The organism is Streptomyces sp. NPDC048424 (genome assembly GCF_040651555.1).
Taxonomy (GTDB): Bacteria; Actinomycetota; Actinomycetes; order Streptomycetales; family Streptomycetaceae; genus Streptomyces.
This window is the reverse complement of sequence record NZ_JBEZKE010000021.1, coordinates 1-24,344: the sequence shown is the minus strand read 5'-3', so window position 1 is coordinate 24,344 and position 24,344 is coordinate 1. Positions and strand designations below refer to the sequence as shown.

Genomic DNA, 24,344 nt, shown 5'->3' with positions numbered 1-24,344 from the left:
GCCCCGTGATGGGCGATCAGGCGAGTGCCTGCTCGGCCCTCTGCAAGGCTCGGGCCGTCAGTACCCCCGCGAGGTGGCCGAGGTACTCGGCCGAGGTGCCGCGCCCGGGGACGAAGAGCTCCCGGGGCTCGGCGCGGAAGGCCGCGAGGACGGCGTCGGTGCTGTACGGGCCCCCGCGCAGGCGGTCTTCGACCCCGCGCAGCCGCAGCGCGCGGGGGGTGGCTCCGGTGACGGCGATGCGCGGCCCGCCGGGAGTGATCCGTACGGCCGTGGCGCACACCGGGTAGCGGGTGGCCCGGTCGGCGGTCTTCTCGAAGGCGGCGGCCCGGCCGGCGGCCGGCACCAGCAGGGCGGTGAGCACGGCCGCGGCGGGTGCGCCGCCGGCCGCGAACTCCTCGGCCGGCAGGGCCGACCGCCCGTCGGGGCCGGCCAGTTCGACCACGGCGTCCGCGGCGATCGCGGCGACCGGCAGGTCGGTGGCCCGGCCGGCGGCGGCGAGGTTGCCGCCGACGGTGCCGAGGTTGCGGACCTGGGGGTCGCCGTTGGCGCGGGCCGCGGCGGCCAGTTCGGGTGCCTCGGCGAGCACCAGCGGGTCCGCGGCGAGTTCGGCGAGCGTGGTGAGGGCTCCGATCCGCAGCTGCCCGCCGTCGGGGTCGCGCCGGATGCCCCGCAGTTCCGCGAGCCGCCGGATGTCGACCAGCAGGCGGGCGTGGTCGGCGCCCGTCCGCAGGTCGGGCAGGAGGCTCTGCCCGCCGGCCAGGAGCCGGGCGCCGCGCGTCCCGGTCAGCAGGGCCAGGGCCTCGTCGAGGCCGGCGGGGCGGACGTAGTCGAACTCGGTGAGGATCACTGGGATTCCCCTCTCAGGCGGCGCCAGACCTTCTCGGGGGTGAGCGGCATGTCGATGTGCCGGACGCCCAGGTCGGAGAGGGCGTCGACGACGGCGTTGACGACGGCCGCGGCGGGCGGGACGGTGGCGATCTCGCCGGCGCCCTTGGCGCCGAGCGGGTTGTGCGGGCTGGGCGTGACGGTCTTGTCGAGCGCGAAGAACGGCACGTCGGCGGCGCGCGGCAGGGCGTAGTGGTTGAGGTCGTAGCTGACGAGCAGCCCGTTCTCGTCGTATTCGGCGGCCTCCATGAGGGCCTGGCCGAGGCCGTGCACGATGCTGCCCTCGATCTGCCCGTGGACGATCTTCGGATTGCCGATGTTCCCGGCGTCGTCGACGGCCGTGTAGGCCACCACCTCGGTCTCGCCGGTCAGTTCGTCGATCTCGACGACCGCGACGTGCGTGCCGAAGGGGTAGTTGAAGTCCGGCGGGTCGAAGTGGGTGGTCTCGTCGAGGGCCGGTTCGATCTCCGGGGGCAGCCCCCAGCCGTACCACATGGCCATGGCCAGCTCGGCGAAGGTCTTGGTGTTCTCCGGGTTGCCCTCTTCGAAGACCTTGCCGCCCTCGTATACGACCTTCTCCTCGGGGACGTTCAGGAACACGGCGCCGGCCTTCACCAGCTTGGTCTTGATCTTGCGGGCGGTCAGGGCGACGGCGGGCGCGGCCATGCTGTACGAGCGCGAGCCGTAGGTGCCCTGCCCGTACGGGGCCTTCTGGGTGTCGCCTTCGAGGACCTGGACCGTGTCCGGGTCGATGCCGAGCTCGTCGGCGGCGACCATCGCGAAGACGGTGCCGTGGCTCTGGCCGGTGGAGGCGGAGCCCACGGTGACGGTGACCTCGCCGGTCGGGTGGACGCGGATGTTCGCGCTCTCCCAGGTGCCGCCGAGCATGCCCTCCTGGGACATCCGGGTGGAGGGGCCCACCCCGCAGATCGCGACGTAGGTGGCGAGGCCGACGCCCAGGCGCTTGCCGCGGGTGCGGGCCTCGGCCTTGCGGGCGGGCATGTCGGCGTAGCCCGACAGCTCGATCGCCCGGTCGAAGTTCAGCTCGTAGTTCCCGGAGTCGTAGGTCCAGCCCAGACCGTTGTCGTACGGGAACTTCTCCTTCGGCACCAGGTTCTTGCGCCGTACGGCCGCCGGGTCCATGCCGATCTCGGAGGCGTAGCGGTCGACCAGGCGCTCCATGAGGAAGGCGGCCTCGGCCCGCCCGCTGCCGCGCTGGGCGCCGAGCGAGACGGTGTTGGTGAAGGCGGCGTAGACCTCGCAGAAGGCCGCGTCGATGTCGTACATGCCGCTGATGGAGCGGCCCATCAGGGCGGTGGCGACGCCGGGGCCGATGGTGGAGGGGTACGCGCCGAGGTTGGCGTAGCTGGTGGCGCGCACGGCGGTGATGCGGCCGTCGCGGGTGCCGGCGAGGGTGACGTGCTGGCGGTGGTCGCGGCCCTGGACGGTGGAGTTCATCAGGCCGGTGCGGGTGTCCACCCACTTCACGGGCCGGCCGAGCGCCTTGGAGAGCAGCAGGACCAGCGCCATGTCGGGGTAGAGGTAGCCCTTGGTGCCGAAGCTGCCGCCGACCGTCGGGGCGATCACCCGGAGTTTGTTGAAGGGGATGCCGAGGACCAGCGCGGAGAGCAGGAAGCGGTGGTTGTGCGGGCCCTGGGTGGAGGCGTAGAGCGTGTACTCGCCGGTGGCGGCGTTGAAGTCGCCGACCGCGCCGCGGGGCTCGATGGGGCTGTTGATGGTGCGCTGGTTGACGAGGTCGAGCTCGACGGTGACCTCGGCCTCGGCGATGGCCGCGTCGGTGCGGTCCTTGTCGCCACAGGTCCAGTACGCGTTCAGGTTGCCCGGGACCGCCTCGTGCAGCTGGGGCGCTCCCTCGGCGAGCGCCTCGTCGGCCCGCGTGACCACGGGCAGCGGCTCGTACTCGACGGCGATGGCGGCGAGCGCCGCGGCGGCCTGGCGCGGGGTCTCGGCGACGACCACGGCGATCGGGTCGCCGACGTGCCGCACGGCGTCGCCGGTGAGGACCGGGCGGGCGCCGGGAAGTCCGTAGGGGTGGGGCGGGAAGTGGCTCTCGACCCCGCCGGGTATCCAGATGCAGGGCAGCGGCATCACGTCGGTGAAGTCGGCGGCCGTGGCCACCTTCAGCACACCGGGCAGCTGCTCCGCGGCCTTGGTCTCGATGGAGAGGATCCTCGCGTGGGCGACCGGGCTGCCCAGGATGGCCATGTGGGCGGTGCCCGGCAGGTCGATGTCCGCCACGTACGTCGCCTCGCCGCGCAGCAGCTGCGGGTCCTCGCGGCTGTCCAGCGGCTGCCCGAGCACTCCGCCGCCCACGGCAGGGGCGTCCCCCGTCACTGCGGTCATGTCCCTCACACCTCCTGTCCGGCAGCGGCGGACGCGGCGCCGGCGCCGGCCGCGGAGAGGGCTCCGGGCTCCTCGGCGCGGGCGGCCGCGCAGGCGCGCTGCACTCCCCGTACGACGCTGTGGTAGCCGGTGCAGCGGCACAGGTTCCCGGTGAGCCACTCGCGGATCTCGGGCTCGGTGGGGGCCTCGCCGCCGGCAGTGGTGTCGACGAGTTCGCCGAGCGCCATGACCATGCCGGGGGTGCAGAAGCCGCACTGGGTGCCGTGCTCCTGGCGCAGTGCCTCCTGGAGGCCGGTCAGCTCACCGCCGGGGGTGGTGACGCCCTCGATGGTGGCCACCTCGCCGCCGGCGGCCGAAACCGTGAGGACCAGGCAGCTCTTGACGGACCTGCCGTCGAGCCGGACGACGCAGGAGCCGCACTGGCCGGTGTCGCAGCCGACTTTGGTGCCGGTCAGTCCGAGGCCGTCGCGGAGCCGTTCCACGAGCAGTTCGTTCGGCTCCGCCGAGAACTCCTCCGGTCTTCCGTTCACATTCAGTGTGATATCCATGCCAGCGCCTGCGCTTCCGTGAGCGGCCGGTTGAAGAGGGGCCCGCCGGGCTGCTGGAGAATTCCTCCGGAGTGCAACGGGCCGGTGTCCACGGGCGCGAATCCCAGATCCGCGATGATTCCCGCGACGATTTCCTTCGCTTTCACGTCGTCGCCCGCCGTGTAATGCGCCAGGCGCTCTCCGGATGCGGTCCCGGCGACGGCGAGGGTTTCGAAATGCATGGTGTTCAGGGATTTCACGACCTGGGCGCCCGGGTACCACTCGGCGACCAGGTCGCTGGAGCCGCGCCCGCCGAGGTCGGCGGGCGTACCGGGGCCGCCGAACGCGTTGGTGGCGTCCACCAGCACCTTGTCCTGCACGACGCGTGGCGGGAGCAGCCCCCGGACGCTGTCGAAGGGCACCATCAGCACCAGGAGTTCGGCCTGGCCGGCGGCCTCGGCGGGGTGCGCCGCCGAGGCCGCCCGTCCCAGCTCGGCCACGAGCGGGCCGAGGGTCTGCGGGCCCCGGGCGTTGGCGAGGACGACCTGGTGGCCTGCCGCCACCAGGATCCTGGCCAGGGTCGAGCCGATCCGTCCGGTGCCGATGATGCCTGTGCGCATTGCCGCTCCTTCGGGAAGGGAGTCTCAGTCCATGCCGATCCAGACCGACTTGGTCTGGGTGTAGCTCTCCAGCGACTCGGGGCCGCACTCGCGGCCGTATCCGGAGGCCTTGTAGCCGCCGTAGGGCACGGAGGGGTCGTACTGGTTGTAGCAATTGACCCAGACCGTGCCGGCCTTGATCTGCGAGGCGACCCGGTGGGCGCGCCGGAGGTCCTTGGTGTGGACGCCGGCGGCGAGGCCGTACGCGCTGTCGTTGGCGATGCGTACGGCGTCCTCCTCGGTGTCGAAGGGGATGATCGACAGGACCGGGCCGAAGATCTCCTCCTGGGCGATCCGCATGCCGTTGTCGACGCCGGTGAAGACGGTGGGCAGGAAGTACAGGCCCTGGCTGGAGGCGCCCTCGGGGGTCCAGCCGGTGCCGCCGGTGCGCAGCACGGCGCCTTCCTTCTCCCCCACCTCGATGTAGGAGCTGACCTTGTCGAACTGGCCGCGGTGGGCCAGCGGCCCGAACAGGGTGGCCGGGTCGCGCGGGTCGCCGGGCTTGAGGGCGGCGGCCCGGCGGACGAGGCGTTCGACCATCTCGTCGTGGATGGGGCGGTGCAGGAGCAGCCGGGAGCCGGCGGTGCAGATCTCGCCCTTGTTGTAGTAGATGCCGAAGAAGGCGAGTTCCTCGGCGGCGTCGAGGTCGGCGTCGGCGAAGACGATGTTGGCGGACTTGCCGCCGAGTTCCATCGTCACCTTCTTCAGGGTGCCGGCCGCCTTGCGGATGATCGACTGGCCGACCGAGGTGGAGCCGGTGAAGGCGATCTTGTCGATGTCCGGGTGGTCGGTGAGGGTCTCCCCCAGTTCCACGCCGGGACCGGTGATCACGTTCAGCACGCCGTCCGGGATCTCCGCCTCCTGGAAGAGCTCGGCGATCTTCAGCGCGGTGAGCGGGGTGGCCGGCGAGGGCTTGTGGACCACCGTGTTGCCCGCCGCGAGGGCCGGGGCGATCTTCGTCATGGACAGCAGCAGGGGGAAGTTGAACGGGGTGATGGCGCAGACCACGCCCAGCGGTTCGCGCAGGGTGTAGGCGAGCTGTCCGCCGGCCGGGGCCCGGGAGGAGCCGTCGACCCGGGTCACGGCACCGGCGTAGTAGTGCATGAGCTGGGCGGCCATGGGGGCGTCGACCGTGCTGGAGAAGGCGAACGGCTTGCCCATGTCCACGGTCTCCAGCAGGGCGATCTCCTCCAGGTCGCGCTCGATGAGCTCACCGACCCGGTTCAGCCGCAGCGCGCGTTCCTGGGCGGACAGTCTGCTCCACGGGCCTTCCTCGTACGCCTTGCGGGCGGCGGCGACGGCCGCGTCCGCGTCGGCGGCGGCGGCCTGGGCCACCGGCACGATCTCCTGCCCGTCCACGGGGCTGATGTCCGGTTCGGTACGGCCGTCCCGGGCCGGGACCCATCTGCCGCCGATGAACAGTTTCCCGGGGTTCGCGAGGGGCTGGCCGCTCAGCTCACGCTTGGTCATGGCTGCCTTCCGGTGTCGGGTGCGGGGCGGTTCTAGCCCTTCGCGAGCTGCCGTAAGAAGGTCTCGGCGAGGGCCTTGGAGGAGTACGGGTTCTGGCCGGTCGTCAGCTTGCGGTCCACGACCACGTGCGAGTCCCAGATGGCTTCGGCCTTCTCGTAGCGCGCGCCGAGCCGGGTGAGCTCGACCTCCAGGATCAGCGGGAGCCGGCCGGCCATGTTGGTGACCAGTTCCTCGCTGTGCGAGAAGGCCGTCATCCGGTAGCCCTCGAACGGCCAGCGGCCCTCCCCGTCGCGCAGCGCGAGCAGCGAGGTGTGGCCGTGGCAGACGGTGGCGAGCGGCTTGTCCTGGGCGATGACCCAGCGCAGGATCTGCGCGAGCTCGTCGGACTTGGGCAGGTCGCCGATGGCTCCGTGACCGCCGCTGACGTACACGCCGTCGTAGTCGGCGATGTCCTTCTCGGTGAGGTCCTCCAGCGCGAGGGGCGCTCTCAGCTGGGGGGTGTCCCCGATGACCCGGACGTACTCGGCGGCGTTGGCCGCGTCCTCGTCCGGCGAGCCCTGGGGGCGGACCCACTGGAGGAACTGGGGGTCGATGCTCGTCTGGTCGACCGTGGGCGCGCGGCCCGCGATCGTCGCCACGTCCACGTCGTGTCCCGCCGCCTTGAAGAGCGTGAAGGGCACGACGAATTCCTCGGCCCAGAATCCCGAGGGATGCTGTTCGCCGTCCAGCAGATGCAGTGTGGCCTTGGCCGTCATGACGACGAGAATCTTCATGATTCTCTCCTTGTTCTGGATTCGCTGCCGATTCAACACGCCCCCCGCAAGGGGCGTAAGGGGGTGACGTCAGGCCCGCGATACTTCGTCACGTGCGTCCAACGCCGAGATGATGGTGCGGAATTCACCGACCAGGGGGTGGTCGGGGTGGGCGTCTGCGAATATGCGTTCCCCGTACAGCGCCGCCATTTCCGGCGAGTACGGAAGGATTCCGGCCAGCGGCGCCCCGTAGACCTCCTCGGCGCGCCGCCGGGCCCTGTCCCGGTCCATGCCCTCGGGGGCCATGCTCAGCACCACGGTCCGCCGGCAGGTCAGGCGGCCGGCGAGGGCGATGGTCTCCTCGACCCCGGAGAGGTCGATCCGGTCCGCCCGGGCCATGATCATCAGTACGTCGGCGCTCGCCATGGCGGTCACCGACTCGTTGTTGAGCCCGGCGTGGGTGTCGAGCAGCAGTACGTCGAGCGCGTGGTGCTCGGCCAGCCTGTCGAAGCCCTCCGGCAGCAGCCCCACGTCGTAGCCGCTGGTCATGATCTCGCGCAGGGCGGCCGTCCCGGTCCGGGCCGGTACGACGTACAGCCCGGGCACGCCCGCCTGCTGGGCGGTGGTCTCGATCTCGCAGCGGCCGAGGAGGTAGTCGGCGAGGGAGGCCCCGGGTCCGAGCCGGAACAGCAGGTCCAGGGTGGGTGACTGGATGTCGGTGTCCACCAGCCCCACCCTGCGCCCCCCGGCCGCGATCAGCAGCGCGAGGTTGGCCAGTACCGAGGACTTCCCGGTGCCACCGCGGTGCGAGTGCACCACGATGGTGCGGGCCATCTAGGCCACCACCCTGTGACCGGCACCGTCCGCGTGCGGCCCCCGCGCCGCGCGTGGCCGGTGCAGGGCCAGCATGGTGACGTCGTCGTGCTGTTCGGCGGTGCCGGTGTGCTCGCGCACCGCCAGGTCCATCCGGTCGACCACGTCCTTGCCGTTCGCCGGCGGCCCGGCGAGCAGTTCCAGCATGCGTTCGTCGCCGAGGAAACTGCCGTTCGGGCAGCGGGCCTCGGGCACTCCGTCGGTGAAGGCGAAGAGGGTGTCGCCGGGGTCCAGCTGGGCGTAGCCGAGGGTGTAGACGACGTCGGGCAGGACCCCGACGGCCGGGCCCGTGACGTCCAGGGCCCGGGGCGGGCTGCCGTCGGCGGGCAGCAGCAGGGGCGGGTTGTGGCCGCCGTTGATGTAGACGAGGCTGCCGGTGAGCGGGTCCAGCACCCCGAAGAACAGGGTGGCGAAGTAGCCCTGCCGCAGGTGGTTGCGGGTGAGGTAGCCGTTGGTGGCGGTGACGGCGTTGAGCAGCGGCGTGGCGCCGACCACCGGAATGCGCCGGCTGCCTCCGGTGCGTCCGGCGGCGACCAGGTGCTGGAGGCCGCTGTTCTGCGCGGTGTGCCGGAGCAGGGAGCGGATGAGCGCCATGAACAGCGCGGCGCCGACCCCCTTGTCGCAGACGTCGGCGACGACGAACGCCAGCCGGCGGCCGCGGGATATCTCGAAGACGTCGTAGAAGTCCCCGGCGACCTGGCGGGCGGGCCGGAAGCGCACGTCGATCTCCCAGCCCGCCGGGACGGGCAGCGATTCGGGCAGGAAGCCCGCCTGGATCTCCCGGCCGATCTCCAGTTCCTTCTCGTAGCCCATGAGTTCGGCGCGGGCGTCGGCCTCCCGCAGGGTGCGGCCGAGTCCGGCGCGCTCCGAGCAGCTGTGCAGGCGGGCCCCGACGAGGGCGGGCAGGAAGGGCGGTACGAGGTAGTCGTGCCCGATCCGCACGTGTGCCTCCAGGGCGGCGAACTCCGTCACGGTCCAGACGACCACGATGGGTGCGCCGGCCCAGCGGCGCAGCCGGCGCACCGCCGTCCGGACGGACTCCCCGTCGGACTCGGCCGGCGCCAGCAGCACGTCCGCGACGGGCAGCAGTTCCAGCGGGCCCGCGAGCAGCTCCGTCAGCGTACGGGGGACGAGTTCCGCGTCCATGATCCGCAGCGCCCGCAGGAGCTCGGGCGGCGGTGGCGGGTACGCATCGAGGATGATCACGGTCGTGGAGGGCATCGGTCCGTCCCCTCAGCCTTCACGGTCAGCGTGCTGATGTTGCGGCCGTCCCGGTGCGCGTAGCTGAACTCGTCCACACTGGTCAGTGCCAGGTGGATGCCGAGGCCGCCGATCCGCCGGTCCTCCGGGGGGACCCCGGGGGCGGGCGGCAGGCGGCCTTCGACGGGGTCGAAGGCGGGTGCGGCGTCTTCGATGGTGATCTGCACCCCGCCCGGGCCGGAGCGGCCGTGGACGGTGATCCGTCCGCCACCGCCCCGGTACCCGTGCATCACGATGTTCGTGGCCAGTTCGTCCACGGCCAGCCGGATCCGGTACGTGGCGCCCTTGTCCAGGCCCGCCCGGTCGGCCAGCCGCAGGACGAACGCGGCGATGTCGCCCAGTGCCCCCACCGTCGCGGGCACTTCCAGCAGGGAGGACGTCCTCGCCAGTTCGGCCATGTCAGTCACGGTGGTCACTCATCGGAGAGGACGATGCTCCGGTCGAGTCCGGCCGTCCGGATGGTCCGGGACACGGGCTCGATGGCACCGACCACCTTGATGGTGACGTCGTTCGCGACCTTCTGCTGGGCGAAGACCAGGGAGCGCAGTCCGGCGCTGGCCATGTAGCCCACGCCGGCCATCCTGATCTCGACGGTGCTGGTGCCGTGTCCGGCGGCCTTCTCGATGGTCTGGTGGAAGTCCGGCGCGGTCTTGGCGTCCAGCTCGCCCGTCAGCTCGATGACGGTGGTGTCGCCCTCGATGCTCAGGGACACGGAAAGCGGCATGTCAGGTCTCCTTCGGTCACAGCATCTCGGGATCATTGGTACGGCCCACCAGGATCACGACCGAGCGCGGGCCGATCAGGTACTTCCCGGCGTTGTCCAGTTCCTGCTCGCCGCCGGGGGTGCGGATGTCGTGCGGTGCCTCGGCCCCGGTGTCGGCGAACAGGTGCCAGCTCCGGCCTCCCGGCAGGGCGGGCAGTTCCAGGTCGTGCGACTCCCAGTGCGCGTTCATGGCCACGTACACCACGTCGTCGTCCCCGGTGCCGCAGCGGGCCACGGCGATCAGCCGGCTCTCGGAGGACCAGTCGGGCTGCCAGGCCCGCTCCCCGTGCCAGCTGATGTCCGGCAGGCCCAGGTTCTCGCGGACCTGGCCGGTGGGGTGGGCGGTGGCGCGCAGCTCGCGGTGGTGCTTGCGGAAGGCGATCATCTCCCGCGTGAACCGCAGCAGTTCGGCGTTCTGGTCGACCTGGTCCCAGTCGAACCAGGAGAGTTCGTTGTCCTGGCAGTACGTGTTGTTGTTGCCCTGCTGGGTGCGCCCGACCTCGTCGCCGGACAGCAGCATCGGGATGCCCTGGCTGGTGAAGAGGATGGCGAGGGCGTTCTTCATCTGCCGCGTCCGCAGTGCGTTGATCTCGGGGTCGTCGGTGGGCCCCTCGGCACCGCAGTTCCAGCTGTTGTTGTCGTTGGCGCCGTCGTTGTTGTTCTCGCCGTTGGCGTCGTTGTGCTTGTCGTTGTAGGAGACCAGGTCGGCGAGGGTGAACCCGTCGTGCGCGGTCAGGAAGTTGACCGAGGCCGCGGTGCCGCGGCTGGAGTACAGGTCGGGCGAGCCGGCGATGCGGGTGGCCAGTTCGCCGGTGACGCCGGCGTCGCCCTTGAGGAAGCGGCGCACGGTGTCGCGGTACTTGCCGTTCCACTCCGCCCAGCGGCCGTACGCCGGGAAGTTGCCGACCTCGTAGAGGCCGCCGGCGTCCCAGGCCTCGGCGATGAGCTTGGTGTGCCGCAGGACGGGGTCGTAGGCGAGCAGTTCCAGCAGCGGCGGGTTGGGCAGCGGGGTGCCGTCCAGGGCCCGGCCGAGGATGGCCGCGAGGTCGAAGCGGAAGCCGTCGATGTGGTAGTCGGCGACCCAGTGGCGCAGGCAGTCGAGCACGAAGTTGCGCACGACGGGGTGGTTGCAGTTGACCGTGTTGCCCGTGCCGCTGAAGTTGAAGTAGTACCCCTCCGGCGTGAGCATGTAGTACGTGGCGTTGTCGAGCCCCTTGAAGGAGATCGTCGGGCCCTGCTCGTTGCCCTCGGCGGTGTGGTTGAAGACGACGTCGAGGATGACCTCGATGCCGGCCGCGTGCAGGTCCTTGATCAGGGTGCGGAACTCGTCGCCCTGCATCCCGTACCGCCCGGTGGCCGCGTATCCGGCCTTGGGGGCGAAGAAGGAGACGGTGTTGTAGCCCCAGTAGTCGAAGAGGTGCTCGCCCGTCTCCGGGTTGGAGCGCATGTTGTCGCTCTCGTCGAACTCGAACACCGGCAGGAGCTCGATGCAGTTGACGCCGAGTTCCTTGAGGTACGGGATCTTCTCGCGCAGCCCGGCGAAGGTGCCGGGCGCGGTGACCTGCGAGTTGGGGTGCCGGGTGAAGCCGCGCACGTGGGCCTCGTACACGACGAGGTCCTCGGCGGGGATGCCCAGCGGTGTGTCGTCGCCCCAGTCGAAGTCCTGGAGGCAGACGCGGGAGCGGTACTGGTAGCCGCGGCTGCGGTCCGGCTCCACGCCCCACACGTCACGGCCCGCGATCAGCCGGGCGTACGGGTCGGACAGGACCTGCCGGGCGTCGAAGCGGTGGCCGGTGACCGGGTCGTAGGGGCCGTCGGCCCGGTAGCCGTACTCGATGTTCTCGTGGTCGAGGCCGAAGACGGTCATGGCGAACACGCTGCCGGTGCGGAATTCCTCCGGGAACTCCAGTTCGGCCATCGGTTCGGGCTCTCCGCGCTTGTAGATGACCAGCGTCATGGAGGTGGCCTGGTCGGAGAAGACGGAGAAGCTGACCCCGCCGGGGACCACGTTGGCCCCGAAGGGGAACGGTTTGCCCGCGCGGACGCGGTACCCGCCCACCTCGTGGGTCGGGTACGCGTCGACGCGCAGGACCTGCTCGGACCGGGTCTCGGTCATCGCGCGGCCTTGGCCTTGGCGGCGGCCGCGGCGGCCTCGCCGGTCTCGAAGAAGTCGAGGAAGCCGGTGGCCGACATGACGAACCGGACTTCCTCGCTCACCCCGTAGAGGGTGACGGCGACGCCGGCGTGCTGCGCCTCGCGGTAGACGACGAGCAGGGTGCGCAGGCCCGCGCTGGAGACGTAGGTGACGGCCGTGAGGTCGATCTTCAGCGGTTTGCCCTCGCGGACGAGCGGCAGCAGGGCCTGGAGCAGCGAACCGGATGTCTCGCTGTTGATCTCGCCGGTGGCGACGAGCACGGTGCCCGTCTTGTTCCGGCGTTCCTTGACGTTGAGAGTCATTGCATTCCCCTCTGGTTGGGGCGCCCCCCGTTGAGCGCTACTTCTTCGCCGTCGGCCGCAGCCGGACCTTGACCTTCACCCGGCCCTGGACGTCGGGCAGCCGCACGGTGAGTGCGTCCGCGTCGAAGTCCGTGTACGGCTTCTCGTCGATCTCCACGGACGCGATGCGCACCGAGCCGGCCGGGAGCAGGTCGGGCGAGACGCGCAGGACGCGGTCGGGCAGGTTGGTCGGGTCCGGCTGGAAGTGGAAGTCCATCTCCCGGCCGTTGATGAGCAGGTTGTTGTAGACGGCGGAGAGGTAGCAGAGCTCCGCCGAGTGGTACATGGACATCGAGTGGCTGCCCTTGAGGCGCTCGGTGCCGAGCAGGTACGGGGTACCGCTGGCGAGCACGTTGAAGTAGACGGCGCCCTCGTCGTGGTCGAGGAAGAAGGTGTTGTAGAAGGCCTGCGCCTGCCGGGCCTCGCGCAGGTTCGCCTCGCCGCCGACCGTGCCGTTCAGGATGAGGTAGGCGAGGATCGCCTGCTCCTGCTGCCACCAGGCCTTGCGGTCGTGCCAGGCGAAACGATACGTCTCCTCGTCCCCGGACTTGATCCGCTCGACGACGTCGTACCAGCCGCCGCGCTGCACGTCGCTGCCGACCGCCGGCATGATCTCGCCGATCTTCCTGGCGAGGTCCTCGTACGCCGGCTTGGCCTTCAGCGAGTTCATCCGCATCAGGTTCCAGGCGATCTTCAGGTTGTGGCCGACCACCGCGCGGTTCTGCTGCCAGCTGTGCGCGGTGTCGTGCGACCAGTCGCGGAAGAAGCGCTCCTGGACGAAGGGGCTGTTCTTGTAGTCCGGGAACTTGTCCGCGATGGTGTCGAAGGTGTACTCGAGGAAGTCGGCGTACTTCTGGTCACCGGTCGCCAGGTACAGGTTGATCAGGTACGCGGGCGCGTGGTCGCCGACCGAGTTCCAGTTCTTGCGCTCGGCGTTCTCGCCGAGGGACTCGTGGTCGGCGCTGAACAGGATCGGGTCGATGTGCGAGTAGTAGCCGCCCTGCTCCGGGTCGAAGAAGAACTTGTCGAACAGCCGGATGGTGGCGTCCGCGTCGTTCTTGATCCGGACGTCACCGGTGACCCGGTACGTCTGGATGGGGCCGGCCAGCGCGTAGATCTGCTCGTACATCGGGATCGCGTCGTAGTCGTCGGAGAACTCCGAGGTGAACAGCTTGCGCTCGCTGTCCCCGTCGACGCTGATGCCGTGGTACCAGAAGACCACGTCCTCCTCGCTGTCCACGACCCGCATGTGCTTGCGCAGGTACTCGGTGCCGCGCTCGGCGACCTCCAGGTACTCGTCCTTGCCGGTCAGCAGGTAGGCCGAGGCCATGCCGTAGACCAGCCGGGAGATCGTGTCGGTCTCCTGGACGTGACTGGCGGTCTTGTCGCCGCCGAGCCGGATCTCGGTGCGGTACTCGGTGAAGTCCACCGGCCCGTCGCCGAACTGGGCCCGCCTGTAGAAGTCGGCCAGCGACTCGATCTGCTTGATCCACCAGCTCGGCTCCTCGAAGCGGAAGTCCTCGGCGCCACGGCCCAGGAAGACCAGGCGCTTGGCGTCGAACCGCCCGCCGTGCTCCGGGTAGTGGACTCCGTAGACGAAGAGGAACCGGCCCGGCGAGAGCATCTCGTCGATGTGCCCGGAAGCGTCGATGTAGGGCTCGTCGAGGTTGCGGACCAGCTCGGCGCTGGGGTCGCCGGCGAGCGAGACGTCGAACCCGCGCCCGTCGGAGGTCTTCAGACGCAGCACGCGCGCCCCGGAGTCGAAGCGTTCGACGTAGCCGGCGATGGTGTCGGAGAAGGAGAAGCTCACGGCATCCGCCATGTCAAGCACCGTCCTTGTCGTGAGAGCCCTCGTGAGTGCGGTCGTGAGTGCGGTCGTCCTCGTATCCCTGGCTGACCTCGACGATCACCCCGTCGGGATCGCGGACCCACACGGTCCGCCAGCCGCAGATGAAGTCGTCGAAGTCCAGCGGCCCCAGGGTCACTTCGGCCGCGTCGCCCAGCTCGGCCAGGAACGCGTCCACGCTGTCGGTCTGGAAGGCCAGGTGGCGCATCCGGCCCGGGGCCTGCGGCCCGTCGTCGTGCGCCGGCCGGGCCGGCTCGGTCCCCGCCGCGAAGAGCTCCAGGTACGCGTCCCCCTTGCGCAGGAACACGATCTGCGACTCCCCGAGGTCGACCACCCGGGCCCGGGAGAAGCCGAAGTGGCGGGTGTAGAACTCCTCGGTGGTCTTCTGGTCCGTGCAGTTCAGTCCTACGTGGGACCAGACCAGGCCGGCCATCAGGCCGCCCCCCGGCCCCGCCCGGCCGAGATCAGCTCGATGATCCGGCGGGCGAAGAGGTGGTGGTGGGCGCCGGTGCGGCCGGTGACCAGGTCGCCGTCGACCACCACGTCCTCGTTGACGTACTCGGCGCCCATGTTGCGGACGTCACCGATGAGGTTGTTGTGGCAGACCACCTTGCGGCCCCCGATCTTGTCGGGGATCGAGGCTGCCAGCCACATGCCGTGGCAGATGATCCCCTTGAGGACCGTCGGCTCCTCGAAGGCTCGGCGCAGCAGCTCCGTCGCCGGAGCCAGCACGTCCACGTCCTCGGTGTAGCGCAGCCGGTCGGCCACCATGCCCGAGGGCACGATGATCGCCGCGTACCGGCGCAGCTCCTCGTCGCTCAGCCCCTCCAGGGACTTGTCGGCGGTGAACGGCGCCCGGTACTCGTGCCCGGTGAAGGTGATGGAGTCGTTGCCCCACAGCCGGGTCAGGAAGTCGACCTCGGCGCCCTCCTCCGCGAACCGGTGCCGGTAGTAGAAGATCTCCGGCTCGTAGTAGTCGCTCTCGACCAGGACCGCGATCCGGGTCCCGGACAGCGCGCCCTCGCGCAGCACGGCATCAGGCACGGGAGGTCCCCCTCAGGAAGTCCGCCGCGCGCTCGGCGATCATCGCGATGGCGGTGTGGCAGTTGCCCGACGGGACCGCGGGCATCACGCTGGCGTCGACGACGCGCAGGTTCCGTACGCCGTGCACCCGCAGCTCGGGGTCGACGACGGAGAGGTCGTCGATGCCCATGCGGCAGGAGCCGGCCTGGTGGTGGTAGCTCTCCGACTTCTGCTTCACGAAGGTCCGCAGGTCGTCGTCGCTCACGTAGCCCGGTCCGGGCTGCAGCTCCTGCTTGTACCAGGGGGAGAAGGCGGAGGTCGCGAAGATCTCCCGGGCGGTCTTGACGCCCTGCACCATCCGTTCCAGGTCCCAGCGGTCGCCCAGGTAGTTCGGGTTGATCAGCGGGTGGGCCAGCGGGTCGGCGCTCGCCAGCCTGATCCAGCCGCGCGAGACCGGCCGTACGACACCGGGCAGGATGGACACCGTGTTGGGGTGGTCCTGGCCGACGATCACGTCGAAGGGCACGTGGACGAAGGCGATCTGCAGGTCGGGCGCGGGCAGTCCGGGCCGCGAGGACAGGAAAAGAGCGCTCTCCGACAGGTTCTGCGCCGGCGGCGGGAGCTCCTGGGTGACCTCGGCCATCAGCCCGGTCAGGACGTGGTTGTGGAAGTTCTCGCCGACCCCGGGCAGGGCCGCGGTGACCTCGATCCCGTGCTCGCGCAGCTGCTCGGGGTGGCCGATGCCGGAGAGCAGCAGCAGCTTCGGGGACTCGATCGCCCCGGCGGCCACGATCACCTCCCGGCGGGCCCGTACGGTGTGCGCCCCGGGCGCCGCCGCACTGCTGTGCCCGTCGCCCACGGTCCGGCCGGGGACCTCGGCGGGGGCCCGGAGCTGGGCGTACTCGACGCCCGTGCAGGTGTCCCCGTCGAAGAGCAGCCGGGTGCTCTGCGCGTTGGTGCGCAGGGTCAGGTTCGGCCGGCCGAGCGCGGGCTCCAGATAGGCGGCCAGTGCGCCCTGGCGGCGGCCGTCGGCGACGTCGATGTGGTGCCAGCCGGTGCCGAAGAGGCCGCGCCGGGGACCGTCGGTGTTGAAGTCGGCGATCTCCTCGTGGCCCAGCTCGACGGCGGCGTCGATGAAGGCGCGGGAGACCGGGTTGGGGCCGTGCCGCCCGGCGTTGGTGATCCGCTGCGGACCCCGGGTGCCGGTGGTGGCGGCGGTGGCGTCCTCCTGGCCCTCCAGCAGGGCGAAGTACGGGAGCACGTCCTCGTGTGCCCAGCCGGCCGCACCCTGGTAGGCCCAGTTGTCGAAGTCCGAGGCGTGGCCCCGGATGTGCATCATGATGTAGAGGTTGCTGCTGCCGCCCGGCGCCTTGCCGCGCGGTTCGTACGTGCGGCGGCCGTCCAGGCCGGGCTGCGGGGTGCTGGTGTAGCCCCAGTCCACCGGGCCGCCGAGGAGCTTGTACCAGGAGGACGGGTCGTCCACCTCGGGCGGGATCCGGGAGCCGCCCGCCTCCAGGACGAGGACGGAGACGTCCGGGTCCTCGGAGAGCCGGCTCGCGAGGACACTGCCCGCGGTGCCGGATCCCACGACGATGTAGTCGTACTCTTCCGCGCTCACGGGTCCCCCTCAGCCCTGGCTCAGCACCTGGAAGGGAACCGTGTCGTGGTGGTTCGCCATGTAGGCGATCTTTCCGTCCACGATCCGGAAGAAGTTCATGACCTCCGCCTCGATGGGCTCGCCCGAGGCGCTGACCGCGGTCAGGTGCGAGACGGCCGCGGCCTTCTCACCGTCGACGAGGAAGTGCACGGGCTCGTTCCGGAAGACCCGGTACATCGTGCCCATGCCCTTCATCATCGAGCGCAGGACCTCGAGTCCCTCGATGTGGCCGGCCAGCTGCTCGTCCATGACCTGGTCGTCGGCGAACAGGTCGCACCAGCGGTCCCAGTCCCCGGCGTTGGCGTACTCGTAGTACTTCTGAAGGATCTGTCGTGCGTCCATCGCGCTCATCCCCCTATCGGTCCCTGCGGGTTCCGTCCGGCGCGAACGGCGCCCAGAACTGGCTGAAGGCGGCTGCCGAGTCCCCGAAGAGCCCGTCGCGGCCCTCGACGATCCGGCCGTCCTGCCAGCGCATGTAGTGGAAGACCGGGTAGTCCATCCGCTCGTACGGGGACCCGCTCGTCTCGGCCGCGCCGGCCCGCAGGGCGACGTTGCGGCACACGTCCGCGGAACAGTCCTCGCCGACGAGGACCGCCTCCAGGTCCATCCGGAAGGTGCCGCCCGTGAGCTTGTGGGTCTGCCCCATCAGCTCCAGGAAGGCGTCCAGGCTCTCGTACCAGCCGGCCAGCGGGTGGTTGCCCGGCACCAGCCAGCGCAGGTCCTCGGAGTAGTACTCCAGGATGCGCGCCCGGTCGCCGGAGCCGAGGGCGGCGTAAGCCGCCCGCACCCGCTCCTGCGTCACTTCGGTCATGGTCGCTTCTCCTTCGCCGGCGGTCAGAGGGAGCCGGAACCGGGCATCGCAGCCAGGTCGTTGACGGTGTACTGCTTGATCAGCGGTCCGTCCGGACCGGCGACCACGGTCCACGTCTGATCGGCGTCGAAGCCGAGCCACTCGCTGCGGGCGGCCGGCGGGTTCCAGATCTTGGCCTGCCAGTTGACGAGGACCCGGACGACCGCCCGGTCGCCCTCGATGACGGGCTCCACCTTCGTGACCGTGTGCACCTCGTCGAAGAAGCGGTGGGTGACGGCCTCGTACCAGCGTCCGAAGCCCTCGTGTCCGAGGAAGGTGTCCTCGGGGACCTTGAACTCCAGGTCCTCGGTGATCAGGGCGAGCACCTCGGCCGCCCCCACGTGCCGGTCCAGCGCCACGTACCACTTCTCGGCGAAACTGCGGATCGCGTCCTCGGTCAGCTGCCGCTCGGCGGGCATGCGGTCTCCTCCTGTCCGTACGGGACTTTTGCGTCGGATGGCTGTCGGCTGTCAGATCTGGATGTCGACGAGGAAGGGCCCGGGGTGGGACAGCATCCGGCCCACGGCGGAGACCGCCTCGTCCGGCTTCTCCACCCGCATCCCGCCGGCGCCGAGCGACCGCGCCAGCCCGGCGAAGTCGATCTCGGGGTGCGAGAGGTCGAAGGAGCCCGGGAACTCGTGCGCCGGGATGGCCCGCTCCCGCCAGTACTCGGCGATGTTGTCGTCCAGCAGCCGGTACTTGCGGTTGTTGCAGACCACGAACTTGGCGTCGATGCCGTGCCGGGCGGCCGTCCACAACGCCTGGTAGGTGTACATCGACCCGCCGTCACCCGCGAAGCCGACGACGAGCCGGTCCGGGCGGGCCAGCTTGGCGCCGACCGCACCGGGGAAGCCCACCCCGAGCGAACCGCCCCGGGTGAGGTGGTAGTCGCCGGGGCGCTCCGCCGGCAGGAACCGCGTGACCAGCGGTGAGGTGGTCAGCGCCTCGTCGAAGACGATCAGGTCCCCGCCGGTCCGCTCGGCCAGGGTCTTCAGGAAGACGGCCATCGGCGATCCGTCGTCCGTGGCCACCTGTGCCCCGCGGGCCCGCTCCCTGGTCCGTACGTCGAGCCGGGAGGCCGCCGCCGCCCGCTGCTGCGGGGTCAGCAGCCGCTCCAGTACGCCGGCCAGCGCGCGCAGCGCCTGCCGGGGGTCGGCGGCCAGGCCCAGGTCCACCGGATGGTTCTTGGCGATCTCGTAGGCGTTGAGGTCGATGTGGACGACCTTCGCGCCCGCCCGGAAGGGGCTCTCCAGCTCGGGGAAGACCTCCGGGAAGACGTAGGTGCCGACGATCAGCACCCCGTCGGCGTCCCCCACGAGGTCCTTGCTGTGCGGACCGAACATGTGGCCCGTCTGGCCGCGCCGCAGCGGGTGCGAGGCCGCGATGTTCACCTCGGACGAGTCGACCTCGTACACGTCGGCGCCCAGCAGCTCGGCGACGGCGGCGAGCTCGTTCTGCGCCCCGGAGAGCGAGACCCCGTCACCGACGAGGACCACCGGCCGCTGCGCGGGGGCGAGCAGCTCGGCCGCCCGTCCCACCGAGGCCGGCGAGGGCGCCACGTCCGTGAGCGGCACCGTGGCGGGCAGGACCGGCTCGGAGTTGAGCTCGTCCAGCACGTCCATCGGCAGCGCCACGAACACGGGCCCCCGGGGCGGGGTGAGCGCGATCTTCACGGCGCGCCGGATGGTGCGGAGCACGGAGTGCCGGTCGGTGACCCGCGTCGCGTACTTGGTCACCGGCTTGGCCATCGCCACCAGGTCGGACGCCATCTGCGCGTCCATGGCGTCGTAGCGCACCCCGGCGTCACCGGCGACCACGACGAGCGGGGTGTGGCCGCGCAGCGACTGGTAGAGCATCCCGATGCCGTTGCCCAGCCCCACTCCGGAGTGCAGTTGGAGCAGGGCCGCGCCGCCGGTCGCCCGGGCGTACCCGTCGGCGATGCCGGCGGCCACGGTCTCCTGGAGGGCGAGGATGTAGGTGAAGTCCTCCGCCGCGTCCACCGCGTCGAGGAATCCCTGTTCCACCGTCCCCGGATTTCCGAACATCACATTCAGGCCGTCGGCCTTGAACTGCTCGATCAGCCTTTCCCGTCCGGGAGTGGCTTCCATGAATTCCCCCTCTGCTCTCCGACTTCCCCGCGGATTCTCCGCGGCCGCCGGGATCACCAGCCGTATCGGGTGAGACCGTCCTCCAGGACTTCCACGATCTTCTGCCCCGTGAGATACGAGTCGGGGGTGGAACGTCCGGTGACGAAGGGGAAGTCGACGATCACCGAGACCGGCTTGCCGAAGTTCCCGTGATACGCGCCGCGCGGACCCGTCGCATCGCGCAGGATGTACTCCAGCGGATACGGCGGCGGCCCCATGTTGAAGTCGGTACCGAGGAATCCGGTGCCGTCCTTGTAGTCGTACTCCTTGCAGTGGCCGGTCACGTGCTTGCCCCAGATGATGCTCCTGCGGTCGCTCCAGTCCCGGGCGAAGGCCAGGCAGGCGACCCCGTAGCACTCCGCGGCCACGACCTTGCCGGCCTTCTTGAAGGCCAGGATCAGGGCGTGCACGCGCTCGTTGTTGGCGAGGTCCGCGATCGGGCCGCTGCCGCCGACGATGAGGATCGCGTCGTAGTCCGCGATGTCTGCGTCGAGCTTGTCCAGATCCCGGTGGTACTGCTCCAGCTTGCGCAGGTAGCCCTCGTCGCTCGTGTACGGACGCTCGGGGACCCACGCCTCGATGTCGAGCGGCGAGTCCAGCCGGCTCGACTGCTCGAACTCCCGCCCCAGCCGGGCGTTCTCCTCGGTGGTGACCGAGCGTCCCAGCGGGGGGTCGATGTAGTTCGCGTCGAGGCTCGGCGGAAGAGCGTGTGCACGCTTCCCGGTCGGCGTGGCGAATACGACCTCGTAGCCCCGCTCGTCGAACTTCGATACGGGGCCTATCAGTTCCTCGGCCCAGTAACCGTGTTCGGAGACAATGACCAGAATCTTTCTGCTCACGAATTCCTCCAGGCGCCGCCTGTTGTCGTTGGCGTCCCCCACACTGGCCGCGCCCGGGGCGTGCGTCAAAGCGCTGGTATGCGACTTCGTGAGGTAGCGGCCCAGGTCGTGGCGGCACCTCAGGAAGTCGCCCGCGGACGTCATGAAGTAGCTTCAGGACTACCTGACTTCGGCCGATTCGATGAACCATTACCGGGTCCCCGCCCTATGGTCTGGACGCGCCGTGAATCACGGGCGCGCGGGCCGTGTTGGTGAACGAGCACGAGAGAGGGACGGGGACGATGACGATGGACCTGTTGTGCACACACATCGATCAGATACGTCCGGTGAAACCCACCGCCGCCGGCTGCGAGGAGTGCCTCGCCGCCGGTGACACCTGGGTGCACCTGCGGATGTGCCTCAGCTGCGGGCACGTCGGATGCTGCGACTCGTCGAAGAACCGTCACGCCACCCGGCACTACCGGACCACCGAGCACGCCATAGCCGCCTCCCACGAGCCCGGCGAGGCCTGGGCCTGGTGCTACGCCGACAAGCTGATGCTGGACCCGGCATGAGCGCGGCCCCGGAGAGCTCCGCCGCCCCCGCGGTGAGCGCGGCCGCCACTGCGGCCGCAGCCGAGCGCGCGGAGCACAGGAAGCCGGTCATCCTGGCCGTGGACGACGACCCGCAGGTGCTGCGCGCCGTCCGGCGCGACCTGCGCAGCGCCTACGGCGACCGCTACCGGGTGCTCGGCGCCTCCTCGGCGGCCGACGCCCTGAAGATCCTGGACTCCCTCGACGAGCGCGGTCACGACCCCGCGCTGTTCCTCGTGGACCAGCGGATGCCCGACGTCACCGGCGTCGAGTTCCTGCTGGAGGCGGTCAGCCGCTTCCCGGACGCCCGCCGCGTGCTCCTGACGGCCTACGCGGAGACCGACGCGGCGATCACCGCCATCAACCGGGTCCGGCTGGACTACTACCTGCTCAAGCCGTGGGACCCGCCGCACGAACGGCTCTTCCCCGTCCTGGACGACCTGCTGTCCGACTGGCTGGCCACCTACCGCCCCGCGTACGACGGCATCATCGTCGCCGGCCACCTGGTCTCCCCCGGCACCCACGCAGTCCGGGACTTCTTCACCCGCAACGGCCAGCCGTTCCGCTTCCTCAACGTCGAACGGGACCCCGAGGCGCTGACGCTGATCGCGGCCCAGCCCGACGGTGCGCTGCCCCTGGTCCGCTTCCCGGACGGCACGGTGCTCTCCGCCCCCACCGACACCCAGCTCGCCCAGCGCCTGGGCCTGGCCACGACCGCCTCGCGCCCGCACTACGAGTGCGTCATCGTCGGCGCGGGCCCGGCGGGCCTGGCGGCCGGGGTCTACTCGGCCTCCGAGGGACTCTCCACCCTGATGCTGGACTCCCGGGCCCCGGGCGGGCAGGCCGGCACCTCCAGCCTGATCGAGAACTACCTCGGCTTCCCGTCGGGCCTCTCGGGCGGCGACCTGACCCGCCGGGCCACGATCCAGGCCTCCCGGTTCGGCGCCGAGATCCTGCACCCGGTGGAGGTGGTCTCGCTGACCCGGGACGACCCGGCGAAGATCCTCACCCTGGCGGACGGCACCGAGATCAGCGCGGAGACGGTGCTGCTGGCCACCGGCGTCTCGTACAACCGCCTGGAGGCCCCGGGCGCGGACCGCTTCGAGGGTGCGGGGCTCTACTACGGCGCGGCCACCACCGAGAGCTCGGCCTGCATCTCCCAGCACGTGTTCATCGTGGGCGGGGCCAACTCGGCCGGCCAGGCGGCGGTGCACTTCGCCAAGTACGCCGCCCGGGTGACGATCCTGGTCCGCGCGGCCTCCCTGGACGCGAGCATGTCCCGCTACCTGATCGACGAGATCGACCGCACCCCGAACATCGAGGTGAAGGTCCGCACGACGGTGGTCCGCCTCGACGGCGACGAGCACCTGGAGCGGCTGACCCTCCACGACGCGGACACGGGCGAGAACAGGGAGGTCCCGGCCCGGTTCATGTTCACCTTCATCGGCGCCCGCCCGCACACCGACTGGCTCGCCGGCGTCGTCGAGCGGGACGAGTACGGCTTCGTCCTCACCGGCTCGGACCTGATCGCGAACGGCGGGGAACTCCCGGCCGAGTGGAGCCTGGAGCGGGCCCCCTACCCGCTGGAGACGAGCGTCCCGGGCGTCTTCGCGGCCGGCGACGTCCGCGCCCACTCGGTCAAGCGGGTCGCCTCGGGCGTGGGCGAGGGCGCGATGGCCGTCTCCCTGATCCACCGCTACCGCTCGATGGGCTGAGAGCGCTGCGACATTCCCTGGGGCCCAGTCCTTGCGATCAAGAAGGTATCGGATGCAACGTTGATTACATGATTACAGCCGAACAGAGCGAACAGCTCCGCGCGTGGTTCGCCGAACGCCTGCCGGTGGACGTCTACGAGTCCCTCCTCTCGGTCACGGCCGACCGCGAGGAGATCACGGTCGTCGGCGTCATACCGGGGACCGAGTCGGTCAAGGAGTTCCGCGAACGCACCCGCGAACAGCGCATCGAGGTGGCCCGCGAGGCCGAGTCCCTCTACCGCCGCAAGGTCGCCTGGGGCGTACGGGTGGGTGAGGAGACGACGCTCTTCACCCACCTCGCCGTCCCCGTGATGACCCGCCTGCGCCAGTCCGAACGCCAGGTCCTCGACACCCTGGTCGCCGGCGGCGTCGCCCGCAGCCGGGCCGACGCCCTGGCCTGGTGCGTCCGCCTCGTCGGACGCAACACCGACACCTGGCTGACGGAACTGCGCGACTCCCTGGACAAGGTCCGCCAGGTCCGTGACCAGGGCCCGGACGTCTCCGGCGAGACCGACTCCAGGAAGTCCGGGTCCGAATGACCGATCGGCCCCACTCCGGCGCATGATCGCGTAAGGCTGGCCGAGACCACCAACCAGCGAGAGGCACGCACCCATGACCACCACCGTCGAATACATCCGCTACCGGATCGCATTGGACGACCAGCCTGCCTTCGAGGACGCGTACGCCCGGGCCGCCGAGGCCTTGGCCGCGTCACCCGAGTGCATCGACTACGAACTGGCCCGGTGCGAGGAGGAGAAGGAGCGCTACATCCTGCGCATCCGCTGGACCTCGATCGAGGCCCACCTGGGCGGATTCCGCAAGGGCGAGCACTTCCCGGCGTTCTTCAGCGCGATCCGTCCGTACGTGACGGCCATCGAGGAGATGCAGCACTACCTCGTGACGGGCGTCGTGGGCACGGGAAAGGCCGCCGGATAGCCATGAGCACCACACCCACCATCTACGAGTGGATGGGCGGCGCGGAGGCGATGAACCGTCTCACCGACGCCTTCTACGCCCACGCCCTGCAGGACGAGATCCTGGCCCCGGTCTTCGCCGGCATGGACTCGGAGCACCCGCAGCACGTCGCGATCTGGCTGTCGGAGGTCTTCGGCGGCCCCTCGGACTACACCGCCCACCACGGCGGCCACCAGCACATGGCCACCAAGCACCTGGGCCGCGGGATCACGGAGAAGCAGCGCCGCCGCTGGGTGGACCTGCTGATGGACACGGCCGACGAGGTCGGCCTCCCGACGGACCCCGAGTTCCGCGGGGTCTTCGCCTACTACATCGAGTGGGGCACCCGCATGGCCCTGATCTACTCGGGCCCCAACCCACCCCCGGTGGACGCGGCCAAGATCCCGGTCTGGTCCTGGGGCCAGACCCCACCGTGGATCCCGAAGGCGGACTGAGTCACACCTGAACGAAAAGAGCCGAGGCTCCGCCCAATCCAGCCCCGCCGGCGTTTGAGGCGCGGGGCCCGGGGCGGAGCCCCGATCTCTCAGCCCCGCCGGCGCCCGAAGGAAACCCGCGCCTGGACCATCAAGCAGGGCGCCACCGCCCCCGAGGCCGCCGGCGTGATCCACACGGACTTCCAGCGCGGCTTCATC

General features: G+C 70.5%; 26 protein-coding genes and 1 pseudogene. 6 read left to right on the top strand and 21 right to left on the bottom strand.

Annotation, left to right across the window (positions count from 1 at the left end; translation table 11 throughout):
- Window positions 1-16: 16 nt before the first annotated feature.
- From AB0D29_RS26525 to AB0D29_RS26425, 21 genes are all read right to left on the bottom strand, one after another.
- The gene (locus tag AB0D29_RS26525) at window positions 17-847 is read right to left on the bottom strand and encodes an FAD binding domain-containing protein (protein WP_362857609.1); all 831 of its coding nucleotides are present in this window, start codon (window positions 845-847) and stop codon (window positions 17-19) included.
- On the bottom strand, window positions 844-3,249 hold the full coding sequence (locus AB0D29_RS26520) for a xanthine dehydrogenase family protein molybdopterin-binding subunit (protein ID WP_362857607.1): 2,406 nt from the start codon (window positions 3,247-3,249) through the stop codon (window positions 844-846). The genes AB0D29_RS26525 and AB0D29_RS26520 overlap by 4 nt, the downstream gene beginning before the upstream one ends.
- Window positions 3,250-3,254: 5 nt before the next feature.
- Window positions 3,255-3,785, bottom strand: a complete 531-nt coding sequence (locus AB0D29_RS26515) for a (2Fe-2S)-binding protein (RefSeq protein ID WP_362857736.1) — start codon at window positions 3,783-3,785, stop codon at window positions 3,255-3,257.
- Window positions 3,782-4,396 (bottom strand): NAD(P)-binding domain-containing protein, encoded by a 615-nt coding sequence (locus AB0D29_RS26510; protein ID WP_362857605.1) that lies wholly within the window; start codon window positions 4,394-4,396, stop codon window positions 3,782-3,784. Before AB0D29_RS26510 ends, AB0D29_RS26515 begins: the two co-directional genes overlap by 4 nt.
- 24 nt (window positions 4,397-4,420) lie before the next feature.
- Window positions 4,421-5,905, bottom strand: coding sequence for an aldehyde dehydrogenase family protein (locus AB0D29_RS26505; protein ID WP_362857604.1), 1,485 nt, complete (start codon window positions 5,903-5,905; stop codon window positions 4,421-4,423).
- A gap of 32 nt (window positions 5,906-5,937) precedes the next feature.
- Window positions 5,938-6,678: a type 1 glutamine amidotransferase domain-containing protein gene (locus AB0D29_RS26500; RefSeq protein ID WP_362810541.1), complete on the bottom strand. Its 741-nt coding sequence runs from the start codon at window positions 6,676-6,678 to the stop codon at window positions 5,938-5,940.
- A 69-nt stretch (window positions 6,679-6,747) separates the two neighbouring features.
- A complete protein-coding gene (locus AB0D29_RS26495) occupies window positions 6,748-7,491 on the bottom strand; it encodes a MinD/ParA family protein (protein ID WP_351592231.1) in 744 nt (247 codons plus the stop codon).
- Window positions 7,492-8,751 (bottom strand): PP2C family protein-serine/threonine phosphatase, encoded by a 1,260-nt coding sequence (locus tag AB0D29_RS26490; protein WP_362857603.1) that lies wholly within the window; start codon window positions 8,749-8,751, stop codon window positions 7,492-7,494.
- A complete protein-coding gene (locus AB0D29_RS26485) occupies window positions 8,733-9,206 on the bottom strand; it encodes an anti-sigma regulatory factor (RefSeq protein WP_362857601.1) in 474 nt (157 codons plus the stop codon). The genes AB0D29_RS26490 and AB0D29_RS26485 overlap by 19 nt, the downstream gene beginning before the upstream one ends.
- On the bottom strand, window positions 9,203-9,514 hold the full coding sequence (locus AB0D29_RS26480) for an STAS domain-containing protein (RefSeq protein WP_351297106.1): 312 nt from the start codon (window positions 9,512-9,514) through the stop codon (window positions 9,203-9,205). Before AB0D29_RS26480 ends, AB0D29_RS26485 begins: the two co-directional genes overlap by 4 nt.
- 16 nt (window positions 9,515-9,530) lie before the next feature.
- Window positions 9,531-11,669 carry a glycogen debranching protein GlgX gene (gene glgX / locus AB0D29_RS26475; protein WP_362857599.1) on the bottom strand — a complete coding sequence of 713 codons (2,139 nt, stop codon included), beginning with the start codon at window positions 11,667-11,669 and terminating at the stop codon, window positions 9,531-9,533.
- A complete protein-coding gene (locus AB0D29_RS26470; protein WP_362857597.1) occupies window positions 11,666-12,010 on the bottom strand; it encodes an STAS domain-containing protein in 345 nt (114 codons plus the stop codon). The genes glgX and AB0D29_RS26470 overlap by 4 nt, the downstream gene beginning before the upstream one ends.
- Window positions 12,011-12,047: 37 nt before the next feature.
- Window positions 12,048-13,871, bottom strand: a complete 1,824-nt coding sequence (locus AB0D29_RS26465; protein WP_362857595.1) for an AGE family epimerase/isomerase — start codon at window positions 13,869-13,871, stop codon at window positions 12,048-12,050.
- 1 nt (window position 13,872) lies between these two features.
- Window positions 13,873-14,328 carry a VOC family protein gene (locus AB0D29_RS26460; protein WP_362857594.1) on the bottom strand — a complete coding sequence of 152 codons (456 nt, stop codon included), beginning with the start codon at window positions 14,326-14,328 and terminating at the stop codon, window positions 13,873-13,875.
- Window positions 14,328-14,939 carry a DJ-1/PfpI family protein gene (locus AB0D29_RS26455; protein ID WP_362857592.1) on the bottom strand — a complete coding sequence of 204 codons (612 nt, stop codon included), beginning with the start codon at window positions 14,937-14,939 and terminating at the stop codon, window positions 14,328-14,330. Before AB0D29_RS26455 ends, AB0D29_RS26460 begins: the two co-directional genes overlap by 1 nt.
- Entirely contained in the window at window positions 14,932-16,536 is a 1,605-nt protein-coding gene (locus tag AB0D29_RS26450) for a GMC oxidoreductase (protein ID WP_362857590.1), read from the bottom strand. Before AB0D29_RS26450 ends, AB0D29_RS26455 begins: the two co-directional genes overlap by 8 nt.
- Before the next feature lie 9 nt (window positions 16,537-16,545).
- Window positions 16,546-16,917, bottom strand: coding sequence for a nuclear transport factor 2 family protein (locus tag AB0D29_RS26445; protein ID WP_362857589.1), 372 nt, complete (start codon window positions 16,915-16,917; stop codon window positions 16,546-16,548).
- 13 nt (window positions 16,918-16,930) lie between these two features.
- Window positions 16,931-17,386, bottom strand: a complete 456-nt coding sequence (locus AB0D29_RS26440; RefSeq protein ID WP_351297091.1) for a nuclear transport factor 2 family protein — start codon at window positions 17,384-17,386, stop codon at window positions 16,931-16,933.
- Window positions 17,387-17,409: 23 nt separating this feature from the next.
- Window positions 17,410-17,844: a nuclear transport factor 2 family protein gene (locus AB0D29_RS26435; protein ID WP_362857587.1), complete on the bottom strand. Its 435-nt coding sequence runs from the start codon at window positions 17,842-17,844 to the stop codon at window positions 17,410-17,412.
- A gap of 51 nt (window positions 17,845-17,895) precedes the next feature.
- Window positions 17,896-19,533: a thiamine pyrophosphate-binding protein gene (locus tag AB0D29_RS26430; RefSeq protein WP_362857585.1), complete on the bottom strand. Its 1,638-nt coding sequence runs from the start codon at window positions 19,531-19,533 to the stop codon at window positions 17,896-17,898.
- A gap of 53 nt (window positions 19,534-19,586) precedes the next feature.
- Window positions 19,587-20,411: a type 1 glutamine amidotransferase domain-containing protein gene (locus tag AB0D29_RS26425; RefSeq protein WP_351592259.1), complete on the bottom strand. Its 825-nt coding sequence runs from the start codon at window positions 20,409-20,411 to the stop codon at window positions 19,587-19,589.
- 287 nt (window positions 20,412-20,698) lie between these two features.
- On the opposite strand from AB0D29_RS26425, the gene AB0D29_RS26420 reads away from it, so the two are divergent.
- The 6 genes and pseudogenes from AB0D29_RS26420 to AB0D29_RS26395 form a co-directional block, all read left to right on the top strand.
- Window positions 20,699-20,965 carry a UBP-type zinc finger domain-containing protein gene (locus AB0D29_RS26420; RefSeq protein WP_362857734.1) on the top strand — a complete coding sequence of 89 codons (267 nt, stop codon included), beginning with the start codon at window positions 20,699-20,701 and terminating at the stop codon, window positions 20,963-20,965.
- Complete coding sequence (locus tag AB0D29_RS26415; RefSeq protein ID WP_362857583.1) at window positions 20,962-22,698, top strand: FAD-dependent oxidoreductase; 1,737 nt, start codon at window positions 20,962-20,964, stop codon at window positions 22,696-22,698. The genes AB0D29_RS26420 and AB0D29_RS26415 overlap by 4 nt, the downstream gene beginning before the upstream one ends.
- 68 nt (window positions 22,699-22,766) lie before the next feature.
- A complete protein-coding gene (locus AB0D29_RS26410) occupies window positions 22,767-23,276 on the top strand; it encodes a hypothetical protein (RefSeq protein WP_362857581.1) in 510 nt (169 codons plus the stop codon).
- A gap of 73 nt (window positions 23,277-23,349) precedes the next feature.
- Window positions 23,350-23,673: an antibiotic biosynthesis monooxygenase gene (locus tag AB0D29_RS26405; RefSeq protein ID WP_030706380.1), complete on the top strand. Its 324-nt coding sequence runs from the start codon at window positions 23,350-23,352 to the stop codon at window positions 23,671-23,673.
- 2 nt (window positions 23,674-23,675) lie between these two features.
- Window positions 23,676-24,146, top strand: coding sequence for a group II truncated hemoglobin (locus tag AB0D29_RS26400; RefSeq protein ID WP_362857580.1), 471 nt, complete (start codon window positions 23,676-23,678; stop codon window positions 24,144-24,146).
- 105 nt (window positions 24,147-24,251) lie between these two features.
- A pseudogene (locus AB0D29_RS26395) lies at window positions 24,252-24,344 on the top strand (DUF933 domain-containing protein); the annotation flags it as partial.

What these genes read in the sequence shown, in the direction of transcription:
- AB0D29_RS26520 (WP_362857607.1), bottom strand. Translation starts at nt 3,249, where the DNA reads ATGACCGCAGTGACGGGGGACGCCCCTGCCGTGGGCGGCGGAGTGCTC.
- AB0D29_RS26510 (WP_362857605.1), bottom strand. Translation starts at nt 4,396, where the DNA reads ATGCGCACAGGCATCATCGGCACCGGACGGATCGGCTCGACCCTGGCC.
- AB0D29_RS26505 (WP_362857604.1), bottom strand. Translation starts at nt 5,905, where the DNA reads ATGACCAAGCGTGAGCTGAGCGGCCAGCCCCTCGCGAACCCCGGGAAA.
- AB0D29_RS26500 (WP_362810541.1), bottom strand. Translation starts at nt 6,678, where the DNA reads ATGAAGATTCTCGTCGTCATGACGGCCAAGGCCACACTGCATCTGCTG.
- AB0D29_RS26495 (WP_351592231.1), bottom strand. Translation starts at nt 7,491, where the DNA reads ATGGCCCGCACCATCGTGGTGCACTCGCACCGCGGTGGCACCGGGAAG.
- AB0D29_RS26490 (WP_362857603.1), bottom strand. Translation starts at nt 8,751, where the DNA reads ATGCCCTCCACGACCGTGATCATCCTCGATGCGTACCCGCCACCGCCG.
- AB0D29_RS26480 (WP_351297106.1), bottom strand. Translation starts at nt 9,514, where the DNA reads ATGCCGCTTTCCGTGTCCCTGAGCATCGAGGGCGACACCACCGTCATC.
- glgX (WP_362857599.1), bottom strand. Translation starts at nt 11,669, where the DNA reads ATGACCGAGACCCGGTCCGAGCAGGTCCTGCGCGTCGACGCGTACCCG.
- AB0D29_RS26470 (WP_362857597.1), bottom strand. Translation starts at nt 12,010, where the DNA reads ATGACTCTCAACGTCAAGGAACGCCGGAACAAGACGGGCACCGTGCTC.
- AB0D29_RS26465 (WP_362857595.1), bottom strand. Translation starts at nt 13,871, where the DNA reads ATGGCGGATGCCGTGAGCTTCTCCTTCTCCGACACCATCGCCGGCTAC.
- AB0D29_RS26460 (WP_362857594.1), bottom strand. Translation starts at nt 14,328, where the DNA reads ATGGCCGGCCTGGTCTGGTCCCACGTAGGACTGAACTGCACGGACCAG.
- AB0D29_RS26445 (WP_362857589.1), bottom strand. Translation starts at nt 16,917, where the DNA reads ATGGACGCACGACAGATCCTTCAGAAGTACTACGAGTACGCCAACGCC.
- AB0D29_RS26440 (WP_351297091.1), bottom strand. Translation starts at nt 17,386, where the DNA reads ATGACCGAAGTGACGCAGGAGCGGGTGCGGGCGGCTTACGCCGCCCTC.
- AB0D29_RS26435 (WP_362857587.1), bottom strand. Translation starts at nt 17,844, where the DNA reads ATGCCCGCCGAGCGGCAGCTGACCGAGGACGCGATCCGCAGTTTCGCC.
- AB0D29_RS26430 (WP_362857585.1), bottom strand. Translation starts at nt 19,533, where the DNA reads ATGGAAGCCACTCCCGGACGGGAAAGGCTGATCGAGCAGTTCAAGGCC.
- AB0D29_RS26420 (WP_362857734.1), top strand. Translation starts at nt 20,699, where the DNA reads ATGGACCTGTTGTGCACACACATCGATCAGATACGTCCGGTGAAACCC.
- AB0D29_RS26415 (WP_362857583.1), top strand. Translation starts at nt 20,962, where the DNA reads ATGAGCGCGGCCCCGGAGAGCTCCGCCGCCCCCGCGGTGAGCGCGGCC.
- AB0D29_RS26410 (WP_362857581.1), top strand. Translation starts at nt 22,767, where the DNA reads ATGATTACAGCCGAACAGAGCGAACAGCTCCGCGCGTGGTTCGCCGAA.
- AB0D29_RS26405 (WP_030706380.1), top strand. Translation starts at nt 23,350, where the DNA reads ATGACCACCACCGTCGAATACATCCGCTACCGGATCGCATTGGACGAC.
- AB0D29_RS26400 (WP_362857580.1), top strand. Translation starts at nt 23,676, where the DNA reads ATGAGCACCACACCCACCATCTACGAGTGGATGGGCGGCGCGGAGGCG.